General features: G+C 71.5%; 12 protein-coding genes. 3 read left to right on the top strand and 9 right to left on the bottom strand.

Annotation, left to right across the window (positions count from 1 at the left end; genetic code table 11):
- Nucleotides 1-153 precede the first annotated feature (153 nt).
- The 3 genes from ACIRQH_RS40615 to glmS form a co-directional block, all read right to left on the bottom strand.
- Complete coding sequence (locus ACIRQH_RS40615; RefSeq protein WP_388929548.1) at nucleotides 154-1,584, bottom strand: NAD(P)H-hydrate dehydratase; 1,431 nt, start codon at nucleotides 1,582-1,584, stop codon at nucleotides 154-156.
- A gap of 82 nt (nucleotides 1,585-1,666) precedes the next feature.
- Nucleotides 1,667-2,038 (bottom strand): holo-ACP synthase, encoded by a 372-nt coding sequence (locus ACIRQH_RS40620; RefSeq protein WP_358822717.1) that lies wholly within the window; start codon nucleotides 2,036-2,038, stop codon nucleotides 1,667-1,669.
- A gap of 112 nt (nucleotides 2,039-2,150) precedes the next feature.
- On the bottom strand, nucleotides 2,151-3,998 hold the full coding sequence (glmS, locus tag ACIRQH_RS40625; RefSeq protein WP_388869130.1) for a glutamine--fructose-6-phosphate transaminase (isomerizing): 1,848 nt from the start codon (nucleotides 3,996-3,998) through the stop codon (nucleotides 2,151-2,153).
- Nucleotides 3,999-4,166: 168 nt separating this feature from the next.
- On the opposite strand from glmS, the gene coaA reads away from it, so the two are divergent.
- Together coaA and ACIRQH_RS40635 are read left to right on the top strand one after the other, a co-directional pair.
- Complete coding sequence (gene coaA, locus ACIRQH_RS40630) at nucleotides 4,167-5,156, top strand: type I pantothenate kinase (protein ID WP_358822719.1); 990 nt, start codon at nucleotides 4,167-4,169, stop codon at nucleotides 5,154-5,156.
- Between the two features lie 16 nt (nucleotides 5,157-5,172).
- Complete coding sequence (locus ACIRQH_RS40635; RefSeq protein ID WP_388869126.1) at nucleotides 5,173-6,111, top strand: DUF389 domain-containing protein; 939 nt, start codon at nucleotides 5,173-5,175, stop codon at nucleotides 6,109-6,111.
- Nucleotides 6,112-6,373: 262 nt separating this feature from the next.
- Here the strand turns inward: ACIRQH_RS40635 and glmM are convergent, their stop codons facing one another.
- The 4 genes from glmM to ACIRQH_RS40655 all read right to left on the bottom strand — a co-directional run bounded on the left by glmM (nucleotide 6,374) and on the right by ACIRQH_RS40655 (nucleotide 10,354).
- Nucleotides 6,374-7,732: a phosphoglucosamine mutase gene (gene glmM / locus ACIRQH_RS40640; protein WP_358822697.1), complete on the bottom strand. Its 1,359-nt coding sequence runs from the start codon at nucleotides 7,730-7,732 to the stop codon at nucleotides 6,374-6,376.
- Nucleotides 7,733-7,926: 194 nt separating this feature from the next.
- On the bottom strand, nucleotides 7,927-8,448 hold the full coding sequence (gene rpsI, locus ACIRQH_RS40645) for a 30S ribosomal protein S9 (protein ID WP_358822698.1): 522 nt from the start codon (nucleotides 8,446-8,448) through the stop codon (nucleotides 7,927-7,929).
- A gap of 42 nt (nucleotides 8,449-8,490) precedes the next feature.
- Complete coding sequence (gene rplM / locus ACIRQH_RS40650) at nucleotides 8,491-8,934, bottom strand: 50S ribosomal protein L13 (protein ID WP_037626954.1); 444 nt, start codon at nucleotides 8,932-8,934, stop codon at nucleotides 8,491-8,493.
- 223 nt (nucleotides 8,935-9,157) lie between these two features.
- Entirely contained in the window at nucleotides 9,158-10,354 is a 1,197-nt protein-coding gene (locus ACIRQH_RS40655) for a glycosyltransferase 87 family protein (protein ID WP_388869122.1), read from the bottom strand.
- Between the two features lie 74 nt (nucleotides 10,355-10,428).
- Between ACIRQH_RS40655 and ACIRQH_RS40660 the strand changes: the two genes are divergently transcribed.
- Nucleotides 10,429-11,316, top strand: a complete 888-nt coding sequence (locus tag ACIRQH_RS40660; RefSeq protein WP_358822700.1) for a hypothetical protein — start codon at nucleotides 10,429-10,431, stop codon at nucleotides 11,314-11,316.
- 45 nt (nucleotides 11,317-11,361) lie between these two features.
- Here ACIRQH_RS40660 and truA read toward each other — a convergent pair whose 3' ends face one another.
- Together truA and rplQ are read right to left on the bottom strand one after the other, a co-directional pair.
- A complete protein-coding gene (truA, locus tag ACIRQH_RS40665) occupies nucleotides 11,362-12,228 on the bottom strand; it encodes a tRNA pseudouridine(38-40) synthase TruA (RefSeq protein ID WP_388869119.1) in 867 nt (288 codons plus the stop codon).
- 91 nt (nucleotides 12,229-12,319) lie between these two features.
- Entirely contained in the window at nucleotides 12,320-12,817 is a 498-nt protein-coding gene (rplQ, locus tag ACIRQH_RS40670) for a 50S ribosomal protein L17 (protein ID WP_164375593.1), read from the bottom strand.
- Nucleotides 12,818-13,115 lie beyond the last annotated feature (298 nt).

Raw genomic sequence — 13,115 nt, forward strand, 5'->3', positions numbered from 1 at the left:
CGCCCCGGGGTGAGCCGCGCGGAAAGGGTCCCCCGATCTGGGCAACGCGACCTTCGGCCGCTCCCGGGGCCCGCCATCCGCCACGCCGCTTCGCCGCCGGCGCCCCGGGTCTGCCGGTCTGCCGGTCCGCCGGTCTGCCGGTCTGCCGGTCCGTCAGTCCGTCACGTCGCGCCACGCCTCCGGGACGGCCGCGGCCACGTCGTGGGCGCCGGCGGGCGCGCCGTCCGCCGCGAAGCGGCCGGCGAGGCCGTGCAGGTAGGCGGCCACGCTGCCGGCGTCGAGGGCGGACAGACCGGACGCCAGCAGCGACCCGGCGAGCCCGGACAGGACGTCCCCGCTTCCCGCGGTGGCCAGCCACGCCGTGCCGGTCGCGTTGACCCGGACCGGGGCGCCGACCGGCCCGGCGACCAGGGTGGTGGCGCCCTTGAGCAGCACCGTCGCCCCGTACAGCCCCGCCAGCTCCCGCACGGAGGCGAGCCGTGCCTCCTCCACCGCCTCGCGGGCGACCCCGAGCAGCGCGGCTGCCTCGCCCGCGTGCGGGGTCATCAGCGTGGGCGCGCTACGGGCCCGTACGGTCTCCCGGTCGGCGAGCCGGAGCGCGTCGGCGTCCACCAGGACCGGCACGTCCGCGGCGAGCACCTCCGCCACGGACCCGGCGTCGTCCCCGACGCCGGGACCGACCACCCAGGCCTGCACCCGTCCGGCCTTGGCCGGCCCGTCGCCGGACACCAGCGTCTCGGGGAACCGCGCGATGACGGCGTCCGCGGCGGGCCCGACGTACCGCACCGCCCCTGCCCCGCCGCGCAGCGCACCGGAGACGGCGAGCACGGCGGCGCCGGGATAGCGGGCGGACCCGGCGGCGATCCCGACGACACCGCGCCGGTACTTGTCGCTGGCCGCACCGGGCCGGGGCAGCCGGGCCGCGACGTCGGCGTGCTGCAGTGCCTCCAGGTCGGCCTGTTCCGGGAGGTCGAGCCCGATGTCGACGAGGTGGACGGAACCGGCGTACCCGCGCGCCGGATCGACGAGCAGCCCCGGCTTGTGCGTGCCGAACGTGACGGTCAGGTCGGCGCGGACGGCGTCGCCCAGCACCTCGCCGGTGTCCGCCTCGACGCCGCTCGGCAGATCGACGGCGACGACCGGGGCACGGGAGGCCTCGGCGAGTTCGGCGAGCCGCGCGGCGTCGGGCCGCAGCCCGCCCTTGCCGCCGATCCCGACGATCCCGTCCACGACGAGGTCGGCTCGGCGCAGGAGCGGTTCGGCGGCGTCGGGCGCGGCGGTCCTGCCCCCGGCACGCAGCAGTGCCGTGAGTCCCTCCGGGTGCGTGCGGCCGGGGGCCAGGAGCACCGCGGTGACACCGGCTCCGCGCCGGGCGAGACGCGCTCCCGCGTAGAGGGCGTCGCCCCCGTTGTCGCCGCTGCCGACCAGCAGCACCACCCGGCTGCCGTACACCCGCCCGAGCAGGTCCGCGCAGGCGGCGGCCAGTCCGGCGGCGGCCCGCTGCATCAACGCCCCCTCGGGAAGCCGTGCCATCAGCTCCCGTTCGGCGGCCCTTACGGTCTCCACGCTGTACGCAGTACGCATGCTCCCGAGTCTCCCGCACCGCCGCGCGGCGTGCCGCCCCGGCCACGGGGTGCGCGTCCGGCGGGATGGGCCGCGGGGCGCCCTACCCCTCGGCGATCACCACCGCCGAGGCCACCCCCGCGTCGTGACTGAGCGACACATGCCAGGACCGCACTCCCAGTTCGGCCGCCCGGGCGGCGACCGTGCCCTTCACCCGCAGGCGGGGCCGGCCGCTGTCCTCGACGTAGACCTCGGCGTCCGTCCAGTACAGCCCGGCCGGGGCGCCCAGCGCCTTGGCGAGCGCCTCCTTCGCCGCGAACCGCGCCGCGAGCGAGGCGATACCCCGCCGCCCGCCGCTCGGCAACAACAACTCCCGCTCCACGAAGAGGCGTTCGGCCAGCCCCGGCGTCCGCTCCAGCGACGCCCGGAACCGGTCGATCTCGGCCACGTCGATCCCGACCCCGATGATGCTCATGAGGGCACCCTAAAGCTCCCGGACCACGCTCCGCGCGACCGCGAGGCCCACGACGCACAACCCCGCCGCCGGCCCGCCGGGCCCCTTCACCGAACCGGCCCCGACCCCCCGCTCACTCCACCGTCACCGACTTCGCGAGGTTCCTCGGCTGGTCCACCTCGTTGCCGCGGGCCGTCGCCAGTTCGCAGGCGAAGACCTGGAGCGGGACCGTCGAGACCAGTGGCTGGAGCAGGGTCGGGGTGGCCGGGACGCGGATCAGGTGGTCGGCGTACGGGACGACCGCCTCGTCGCCCTCCTCCGCGATGACGATCGTGCGGGCGCCCCGGGCCCGGATCTCCTGGATGTTGGAGACGATCTTGTCGTGCAGGACCGAACGGCCGCGCGGCGACGGCGCGATGACCACCACCGGCAGGTCCTCCTCGATCAGCGCGATCGGCCCGTGCTTCAGCTCGCCCGCCGCGAACCCCTCGGCGTGCATGTACGCCAGCTCCTTGAGCTTCAGGGCCCCTTCGAGCGCGACCGGGTAGCCCACGTGCCGCCCGAGGAACAGCACCGTGTCCTTGTGGGCGAGGGAGCGCGCCAGCTCCCGTACCGGCTCCATGGTCTCCAGGACCCGCTCGACCTCGCTGGAGATGCGGGACAGCTCCCGGATCACCGCCTGGATCTCGTCGCCCCACTTGGTGCCGCGCACCTGGCCCAGATACAGCGCGACCAGGTAGCAGGCCACCAACTGGGTGAGGAAGGCCTTGGTGGAGGCGACGGCGACCTCGGGGCCCGCGTGCGTGTACAGCACCGCGTCGGACTCACGCGGGATCGTCGAACCGTTCGTGTTGCAGATCGCCAGGACTTTGGCGCCCTGCTCACGGGCGTGCCGCAGCGCCATCAGCGTGTCCATGGTCTCGCCGGACTGCGAGATCGCGACGACGAGGGTCTGCCGGTCCAGGATCGGGTCCCGGTAGCGGAACTCGCTGGCCAGCTCCACCTCGCACGGCATGCGTGTCCAGTGCTCGATGGCGTACTTGGCGATCAGACCGGCGTGGAAGGCCGTGCCGCAGGCGACGATGACGACCTTGTCGATCTCGCGCAGCGTCCGGACCGGGATGCGCACCTCGTCGAGGGACAGCGAGCCGGCCGCGTCGATCCGCCCGAGCAGGGTGTCGGCGACCGCCTTCGGCTGCTCGGCGATCTCCTTGAGCATGAAGTAGTCGTAGCCGCCCTTCTCCGCCGCCGACGCGTCCCAGTCGACGTGGTACGAGCGCACCTCGGCGGGGCTGCCGTCGAACCCGGTGACGACGACACCGTCCCGGCGCAGCTCGACGACCTGGTCCTGCCCCAGCTCGATCGCCGAGCGGGTGTGGGCGATGAACGCCGCGACGTCCGAGGCGAGGAACGCCTCGCCCTCGCCGACACCCACCACCAGCGGCGAGTTGCGGCGCGCGCCCACGACCACGTCCGGGTCGTCCGCGTCGACCGCGACCAGGGTGAACGCGCCCTCCAGACGCCGGCACACCAGCCGCATCGCCTCCGCCAGGTCCGCGCACGAGGAGAACTCCTCGGCGAGCAGATGGGCGACCACCTCGGTGTCCGTCTCGGAGGTCAGGTCGTGGCCCCGCTCGGCCAGTTCGGCGCGCAGCGACGCGAAGTTCTCGATGATCCCGTTGTGGACGACGGCGACCCGGCCCGCGTTGTCGAGGTGCGGATGCGCGTTGGCGTCCGTCGGCCCCCCGTGGGTGGCCCAGCGGGTGTGTCCGATCCCTGTCGTTCCGGCCGGCAGCGGCCGGTCGACCAGCTCCTTCTCCAGGTTGACCAGTTTCCCGGCCTTCTTCGCGGCGGCGAGCCCCCCGTCCGCCAGGACGGCGATACCCGCCGAGTCGTATCCCCGGTACTCCAGCCGCTTCAGTCCGGCCATCACCACGTCAAGCGCCGACTGCGACCCCACGTATCCCACGATTCCGCACATGGCGGCAGCGTACGGGCCGACGCCGTTCCGATACCGGCATTCCGTGCCCGATATCGGAAATTCCAGCCACCCTCCGCACAGGCCCGCGGACCCCGCGAATCCACCCCGCGGACCCCGGCGTGACGGACCCCACCCTCCATCCCGTCCATCCTCCCGTAACAATGGACTGTGATCTCTCCGGTCTCCTCGTTGCCGCGGAGCGCCCACCGGTCCAAGCCGGAGGCGACTCCCTACGTCGACCTCACCCGTGCCGAGTGGAGCGCGCTGCGCGAAAAGACGCCGCTCCCGCTGAACGCCGAGGAGGTCGAGAAGCTGCGTGGCCTGGGCGACGTCATCGACCTCGACGAGGTGCGGGACATCTACCTGCCGCTGTCCAGACTCCTGAACCTGTACGTCGGCGCGACGGACGGACTCAGAGGCGCCCTGAACACCTTCCTCGGCGAGAAGGGCTCCCAGGCGGGCACCCCGTTCGTCATAGGCGTCGCCGGTTCCGTGGCCGTCGGCAAGTCCACGGTCGCCCGGCTGCTCCAGGCGCTCCTCTCCCGCTGGCCCGAGCACCCCCGCGTCGAGCTGGTCACCACGGACGGTTTCCTGCTCCCCACCGAGGAGCTCGAAGCGCGCGGCCTGATGTCCCGCAAGGGCTTCCCCGAGTCGTACGACCGGCGGGCCCTGACCCGCTTCGTCGCCGACATCAAGGCGGGCAAGGACGAGGTGACGGCCCCCGTCTACTCGCACCTGATCTACGACATCGTGCCCGGCCGGCGGCTGACGGTCCGCCGCCCCGACATCCTCATCGTCGAGGGCCTGAACGTGCTCCAGCCGGCCCTGCCCGGCAAGGACGGCCGCACCCGCGTCGGCCTCGCGGACTACTTCGACTTCAGCGTGTACGTCGACGCCCGCGCCGAGGACATCGAGCGCTGGTACCTGAACCGCTTCCGCAAGCTGCGCGCGACCGCGTTCCAGAACCCGGACTCGTACTTCCGCAAGTACACCCAGGTCTCCGAGGACGAGGCCCTCGAGTACGCCCGCACGACCTGGCGCACCATCAACAAGCCCAACCTGCTGGAGAACGTGGCCCCCACCCGCGGCCGGGCGACCCTCGTCGTACGCAAGGGTCAGGACCACAAGGTGCAGCGCCTGAGTCTGCGCAAACTCTGACCACTACGCTGCGCCCATGCTGCATCTGCGCCTGATCACACCCGCCGACCGGACCGACGACGTGGTGCGTCTCATCGACGGAACGGTCGGCACCGCCCACCTCGTCGTCCTGCCGGGAGCCGCCCGCAATCCGGTCGGCGACGTCGTGCTGTGCGACGTGGCGCGTGAGGCGGGCGACGAACTCATCGGCGGGCTGCGGGACCTGGGCATCGACCGCACGGGCTCGATCGCGGTCGAGGACATCGACCTGTCCCTGTCGAAGCGTGCCGACAAGGCGGAGGCGGACGCCCCGGGCGAGGGCGCCGACGCGGTGCTGTGGGAGCACCTGGAGGAGGCCACGCACGAGGAGTCGACCCTGTCGGTCACCTACGTCGCGTTCATCACGATCGCCACGATGATCGCGGCCTGCGGTGTCGTGCTCGACAACGCGGTGCTGATCGTGGGCGCCATGGCCGTGGGCCCGGAGTTCGGCCCGCTGGCCGGTCTGTGCACGGCCGTCGTGCAGCGGGGCCCGCGCCTGGCGGTGCGCTCCCTGACGGCGCTGCTGGCCGGCTTCGCGATCGCCATGGCGGTGACGGTGCTCTTCAGCCTGTTCATGGACGGAGTGGGCCTGTTCACCGAGGCGCAGCTGGAGGGACCGCGCCCCAACACGGGGTTCGTCTACGCCCCGGACTGGTTCTCGTTCGTCGTCGCGGTCCTCGCGGGCGCGGCCGGCATGCTGTCGCTGACCTCCGCGAAGTCCGGGGCCCTGGTCGGTGTCGCGATCTCCGTGACGACCGTGCCGGCCGCGGCGAACGCCGCGGTGGCCCTGAGCTACGGCGACATGGGCCAGACCTGGGGCTCCACCAAGCAACTGCTGTTCAACCTGCTCGGCATCGTCCTCGCCGGCATTCTCACGCTGATGGCCCAGAAGTGGTTCTGGGCACTGCAGCGCGGGCGCAAGGTCGCCGTCTAGAGCCCGCAAGTGGTGGGGCCCGGCACCCTGTCGGGCGCCGGGCCCCACCACTTGGTCGGAGACTCCTGAACGGCCCTAGGGCCTGTCGTTTGGATCATGCGGCGGGACGTGGGGCAGGGCACGCCCATCTGCGGCGTTGTCGTCGGTTGCCGACGCTCCGCGTCGTCGCCCTCCTCCGCCTTGCAACTGCACGCACCCTGCCCCACTCGACCCGATCGACAAGGCACCGCACCGCGGCGCCACCTGATCCAAACGACAGGCCCTAGCCCAGTGCCGACTTCACGGCGTCGGCCAGGCGCGCGGCCACCGAGCGGGCGTGCTCGATGTCGGCGGCCTCGACCATCACGCGGACGAGCGGCTCCGTGCCGGAGGGACGCAGCAGCACACGCCCGGTGCTGCCGAGCTCCCGCTCCGCGTCACCGACCGCCGTGGCCAGCTCGGCGGAGGTCTTCACCCGCGTCCGGTCGACGTCCGGCACGTTGATGAGGACCTGCGGCAGGCGCTCCATGACCGAGGCGAGGTCGCGGAGCGTACGGCCGCTCTGCGCGACCCGGGCGGCCAGCAGCAGGCCGGTCAGCGTGCCGTCGCCGGTGGTGGCGTGGTCGAGGACGATGACGTGCCCGGACTGCTCGCCGCCGAGGGCGTAGCCGTGCTGCTTCATCTCCTCCAGGACGTAGCGGTCACCGACCGCCGTCTGGACGAGCGCGAGGCCCTCGCGCTCCATCGCGATCTTGAACCCCAGGTTGGACATGACCGTCGCGACAACGGTGCCGGAGCGCAGTGCGGAACGCTCTCGCATCGCCAGCGCGAGGACGGCGAGGATCTGGTCGCCGTCGATCTCGTCGCCCGTGTGGTCCACGGCGAGGCAGCGGTCGGCGTCACCGTCGTGCGCGATGCCGAGGTCCGCGCCGTGCTCGACGACGGCGGCCTTGAGCAGTTCGAGGTGGGTGGAACCGCAGCCGTCGTTGATGTTCAGCCCGTCGGGCTCCGCGCCGATCGTGATGATCTCGGCACCGGCCCGCGTGAACGCCTCGGGCGAGACCCGGGAGGCCGCGCCGTGCGCCTCGTCGAGGACGACCTTCAGACCGTCGAGACGGTTCGGCAGGACCCCGATGAGGTGGGCGACGTACTGGTCGAAGCCCTGGTCGTAGGAGCTCACCCGGCCGACGCCCGCGCCGGTGGGACGGTCCCAGGGAGCGCCGGTGCGGTGCTCCTCGTAGACGCCCTCGATACGGTTCTCCAGCTCGTCGGCGAGCTTGTGCCCGCCGCGGGCGAAGAACTTGATGCCGTTGTCGGGCATGGCGTTGTGGCTGGCGGAGAGCATCACGCCGAGGTCGGCGCCGAGCACGCCGGTGAGATACGCCACCGCGGGGGTGGGCAGCACACCGACCCGCAGGACGTCCACGCCCGCGCTGGCGAGGCCGGCGACCACGGCGGCCTCCAGGAACTCCCCGGACGCGCGCGGATCCCGCCCGACCACCGCCACAGCCCGGTGGCCCTCGAAGGTTCCCGCCTCGGCGAGTACGTGCGCCGCCGCCACGGAGAGCCCGAGCGCGAGCTCGGCCGTCAGATCCGCGTTGGCGACACCGCGCACGCCGTCCGTGCCGAAGAGTCGTCCCACTTGTCCTCCTGAGGAAGCTTCAGAGTACGAAATCCCCCCGAAGAATACGGAGGTCATCCGATCACATGAGCCTTTGAGCACCTTGTGCCGTTATACGCCCAGCGCTGTGATAAACGAACGCCCCGGCGGCACTGTGGCGTGCCGCCGGGGCGTTCGAAGCTACGCGTACGACGCGTACGAGCAGGCAGCGAAGCTTAACGCTTGCTGTACTGCGGAGCCTTACGGGCCTTCTTGAGACCGGCCTTCTTGCGCTCGACCGCACGGTCGTCGCGCTTGAGGTAACCGGCCTTCTTGAGGGCGGCGCGGTTGTTGTCCGCGTCGGCCTCGTTCAGCGCGCGGGCCACGCCGAGGCGCAGGGCACCGGCCTGACCGGAGACGCCGCCACCCGAGATGCGGGCGATGACGTCGTAACGGCCGTCGAGCTCGAGCACCTTGAAGGGCTCGTTGACTTCCTGCTGGTGGACCTTGTTCGGGAAGTAGTCCTCGAGCGTGCGCCCGTTGACCTTCCACTTGCCGGTGCCCGGGACGATCCGGACGCGGGCGATCGCGTTCTTGCGACGGCCCAGGCCGGCGGCCGGCTGCGGGTCGCCGAAGCGGCCCGCGAGCGACTCCGAGGTGTACTCGCCCTCGACGGGCACCTCGGACTCGGTGGTGTAGTTCTCGACGTCGACGAGCTCAGTCTCTTCGACCGGCTGCTCAACAGTGGTCTCGGCCACGATTCTCCTCAGATTTCTTTATGTCTTAGGGGGTGGCCGGAACTACTGCGCGACCTGGGTGATCTCGAACGGGACCGGCTGCTGCGCAGCGTGCGGGTGGTTCTCGCCCGCGTAGACCTTCAGCTTCGAGAGCACCTGGCGGCCCAGGGTGTTCTTGGGAACCATGCCTCGGATGGCCTTCTCGACGGCCTTCTCGGGGTTCTTCGCCAGCAGCTCGTCGTAACGGACGGAGCGCAGACCACCCGGGTAACCGGAGTGGCGGTACGCCAGCTTCTGGGTCTTCTTGTTGCCGGAAAGGTGCACCTTGTCCGCGTTGATGATGATGACGAAGTCACCAGCATCGACGTGGGGGGCGTAGATCGGCTTGTGCTTGCCCCGCAGGATGTTCGCAGCAGTGGTCGCCAGACGACCCAGGACGACATCCTGGGCGTCGATGACGTACCACTGGCGAGTGATGTCGCCGGGCTTGGGGCTGTACGTACGCACGGTCGTAGCCTTCGCTTCTTCAGTGAGTGGGTCCTGACATGGCCACCACGGACGATCACGACAGCCCTGACCGCACTGCGGTGACGCATACCGCGTGCTGGTCGCTGGTCATCAGCCCCGGTGGACCGGTGTAAGGGCCCCTCACGTGAGAATGAGCAAGCCAATACACATAACAAACCGCAAGCTTACCCGCGGTGCCCCGGACGGGTCAAAACGCGAGGGATCACACCCTCGTGGCCCGTCGTACCCGCCGCTGTGCGGCGAAGTGGCCGGGGCCACGGAGTGCCTGGCTCCGGCGGTGCCGGAGCACCACCGTCGCGGTCGTCACCACCAGGGTAAAGCAGTCCCGGAACGCACGGCGGGTCACCGGTTCCAGCCAGGGCCAGTCCGCGCCGGGCACCTGCGGCACCAGAGCCAGCCAGAACCAGGGCCCCCGGGTCACCGACTCCGGATACGGCAGCCCCGCGAGCAGCAGCGGCACGACGACCAGCAGATAGTGGTCGTACGACGGCCGGGACACCAGGAACGCCGAGAGCATCAGCAGCACCGCGGTCTCGACCAGCCGCAGCGGCCCCGGAACACCACGGGACCAGCGGCGGTACGCGCACACGACCCCCGCGGCCGCGGCGGCGCAGGAGAGCGGGACCGCGACCCGGCCGGGCACCCCGAGCCGAGGCAGCACGGCCGCGGGCGACGCCTCGTAGAGCGTGACGAACGTGTCATGGCCGCGCAGCAGGAACGGCAGCGTGCGGGTCACGAACCCCGTGGGATCGGGCATCAGCAGCGCGGCCCCGCCGGACGCCACGGCCGGCACCAGCACCGCCGCCGCCAGCCCCGGCCACCGGCGCGCGAACACGAAGAGCAGCGCAACAGGCGCCAGCAGGGGCTTGAGCGCCACGGCAGCGCCCACGACCACACCGGCCCACCCCCACCGCTCCCGCGCGGCCAGCAGCAGCGCGAGCGGCAGCGCGGCGGCGGCGGTCACGGTCCAGTTGCCGAGCGAGACGAGGTGCCCGAAGGGCGCGAAGCCGAGCGCGAGCACGGCGGGGCCGAGCACCCCGAGCCGGCTGCGCCACGGCACCCCGTGGATCCGCAGCGCCCACACCCAGCCCGCCAGCAGCAGCGCGGTCACGGTCAGCGGAACCAGCACTCGCAGCACCGCGTCCGGGAGCACCGCCTCCGGCACCGCGGCGAGCACCGCGCTCGGCAGGTAGAGGAAGTGCCGGTCGGCGTAGGGCGATCCCCCGTCCAGCCAGGTCCGCGCGGCCCGGACGACGATCGCGTTGTCCATCCCGCCGTTCGAACCGGCCCGCGCGACCCCTGCGACATGAGCGCAGAGCACCGCCGTCGTCACCGTCCACGCATGCCAGGACGCCCGACGTACCAACCACCCGGAGATGTCACTTTTGCCCGTCCGCATTCAGATCACGCTAGGGGCTCAAGTGCTCGAGGGAGCGGAACGGCACCCCCCAACGCCCGTCTAAGATGCGGCGCATGAGTTATGGGCAGGGTGGGCAGGGGCAGGCCCCGTGGGACCCCTGGAAGCCGGGTTCTCAGCAACAGTCCCAGTGGGGTGGCCAGCAGACCGGCGCGAGCCCCGACTGGGCCGCGCTGGCAGAGGCTTCCGAGACGCGCAACAGGCGCCGCAGGCTGCTGTTCATCGTGGGCGGCGCGGTGGCCACCGTGGCGGTCGGCGCCGCCGTCGCCATGGCCGTCGTGAACGCCAACGGGAGCAACCAGGCGTCCAACCAGCCGTCGAACCTGCCCGCCACCGCGGACATCCCGAGTTCCACGGAGCCGGCGCCGTCGTTCGAGCCGACCTCGGCTCCGCCGCCGCTGGATCCCAAGGAGTTCATATCCAGCGCGCGGAAGGACACGGCGGCGCTGAGCCCGGACATCCTCTTCCCGGGTACGCAGCTCACCATGGGTGACCGCGTCTACCGCAAGGGTCCGACGGCCGACACGAAGAACTGCGCCTCGGCCGCGAAGGGCACGCTCCCGAAGGTCCTCACCAAGGGCGGCTGCACCCGCTTCCTGCGGGTCACCTACAGCAAGGACGGCGTCGCGGTCACGGTCGGTGTCGCGGTCTTCGACTCCGAGGCCAAGGCGACCAGGGCGAAGGCCGATGCGGACAAGAAGAGCATCATCGCCTCCCTGTCGGGCAACGGCGTCAAGTCCTTCTGCGACGCGGCCGTCTGCCGCTCCACGACCAACGCCTACGGCCGGTACGCCTACTTCACCCTCGCCGGCTTCAGCAACGGCAAGGACGTGACGACGAAGGACACCGCGGTGTTCACGAGCGGCGACGACCTGGCCGAGTTCACCTTCCGGCAGATCCGCCGCCGCGGCGAGGCCCAGGCCTCCGCGGCCGCCGGACGGTAACTCCCCCCGTACGGCGGCCGGGTGTGCCCCGGCCGCCTCCGGCGGTCAGCAGCCCGCGCAACCGGACGCCCCCGGCAACGTCCGCTTGTTCCGCGCTTCCTTGTTCCGCGCGGCCAGCAACTCGTCGGCGGGATATCCGACTTCCTCCAGCGTCAGCCCGTGCGGACGCACGACGTGGACGGCCGAGTCCCGTACCCCGGCGGCGAGCACCTTGCCGGGCCAGTCGGGTCCCCGGTGCCCGTCGCCCACGAACAGCAGGGCTCCGATCAGCGAGCGCACCATGTTGTGGCAGAACGCGTCGGCCCGCACGGTGGCGGTGATGACGCCGTCCGCCCCCCGCACCAGGCTCAGTTCCTGGAGCGTACGGATCGTCGTCGCGCCCTCGCGCTTCTTGCAGTACGCGGCGAAGTCATGCTCCCCCAGCAGCCCCTCGGCGGCTCGGTTCATGGCGTCGACGTCCAACGGCCAGTCATGCCACAGGACATGACTGCGCAGCAGCGGATCGACGCCACCGGCTTCGTCGGTGACGCGGTAGGCGTAGCGCCGCCAGACCGCCGAGAAACGCGCGTTGAACCCCGCGGGCGCCTCGGTGAGCGACCACACCCGTACGTCCTTCTCCAGCCGCCCGGCGAGCCGCTTCAGCAGCTTCTCCCGGTGCTCCGCCCACACCTCCTCGGGCAGATCGACGTGGGCCACCTGGCCGCGCGCGTGCACCCCGGCGTCGGTCCGCCCGGCCACGGTCAGCTCGTACGTGGTGTCCTTCGTCCGCGTCACCGTCCGCAGCGCGGCCTCGATGTCACCCTGGACGGTCCTGCGGCCGGCGGCCTGCTTCGCCCACCCGGAGAATCCGCTCCCGTCGTAGGACAGGTCCATCCGTACCCGTACGAACCCGGGCTCTGCTTCGTCACTCACTCGTGGATCCTCTCAAGCCCGGCTCACCCGCCGGAACGCGAAAGCGGGCCCGCCCCCGAAGGGACGGACCCGCTCACAGCGAGGCAGTGCCTCAGGCGTCCTTCGACTCCTCGGCGGGAGCCTCGGTGGCGTCCTCGACCTTGGTGTCCTCGACCTTGGCCGGAGCCTCGGCGTCCTTGGCGGAACGCTTGGTCGCGGCCTCGGCCTCACCGGTGGCCTGCTGGGCCACGGTCAGGGCCTCGACCAGCTCGATGACAGCCATGGGCGCGTTGTCGCCACGGCGGTTACCGATCTTGGTGATACGGGTGTAGCCACCCGGGCGGTTCTCGTAGCGCGGGCCGATCTCGGTGAAGAGCGTGTGCACGATGCTCTTGTCCGTGATCACCGAGAGCACCTGACGGCGGTTGTGAAGGTCACCCTTCTTCGCCTTGGTGACCAGACGCTCGGCGTAGGGACGCAGGCGGCGGGCCTTGGCCTCGGTGGTGGTGATGCGGCCGTGCTCGAAGAGCGACTTCGCGAGGTTCGCGAGGAGCAGCTTCTCGTGCGCGGCACTGCCGCCCAGACGGGCACCCTTGGCAGGCTTCGGCATGGTGTTTCTCCTAGGTGTCTGCTCCGGCCGTATCAGGTACCGAAGTCAGTGTCCGAGCGGGCGATTGCCCGTCGAAGATCCGGGCGTCCCCGAAGGGGCGCCCGGAAGGGGCGCGGGACGATGTCCATCTGCGACTCCGTCACGGAGCGCGATCAAGCACAGCGCACCCGCACCCTGGAACCGGCGGCCGGTCCCGAGCTCTTAGTACTGCTCGGTCTCGACGAAACCGGCGTCCGCGTCGTCGTCGGCGCCGAAGGCGTCGGCGGCGGCGGTCGGGTCGAATCCGGGCGGGCTGTCC

The sequence above is a fragment of the Streptomyces sp. NPDC102279 genome, assembly GCF_044766365.1.
GTDB lineage: Bacteria > Actinomycetota > Actinomycetes > Streptomycetales > Streptomycetaceae > Streptomyces.

What these genes read in the sequence shown, in the direction of transcription:
- ACIRQH_RS40660 (WP_358822700.1), top strand. Translation starts at nt 10,429, where the DNA reads ATGAGTTATGGGCAGGGTGGGCAGGGGCAGGCCCCGTGGGACCCCTGG.
- ACIRQH_RS40635 (WP_388869126.1), top strand. Translation starts at nt 5,173, where the DNA reads ATGCTGCATCTGCGCCTGATCACACCCGCCGACCGGACCGACGACGTG.
- rplQ (WP_164375593.1), bottom strand. Translation starts at nt 12,817, where the DNA reads ATGCCGAAGCCTGCCAAGGGTGCCCGTCTGGGCGGCAGTGCCGCGCAC.
- ACIRQH_RS40615 (WP_388929548.1), bottom strand. Translation starts at nt 1,584, where the DNA reads ATGCGTACTGCGTACAGCGTGGAGACCGTAAGGGCCGCCGAACGGGAG.
- ACIRQH_RS40655 (WP_388869122.1), bottom strand. Translation starts at nt 10,354, where the DNA reads ATGCGGACGGGCAAAAGTGACATCTCCGGGTGGTTGGTACGTCGGGCG.
- ACIRQH_RS40620 (WP_358822717.1), bottom strand. Translation starts at nt 2,038, where the DNA reads ATGAGCATCATCGGGGTCGGGATCGACGTGGCCGAGATCGACCGGTTC.
- glmS (WP_388869130.1), bottom strand. Translation starts at nt 3,998, where the DNA reads ATGTGCGGAATCGTGGGATACGTGGGGTCGCAGTCGGCGCTTGACGTG.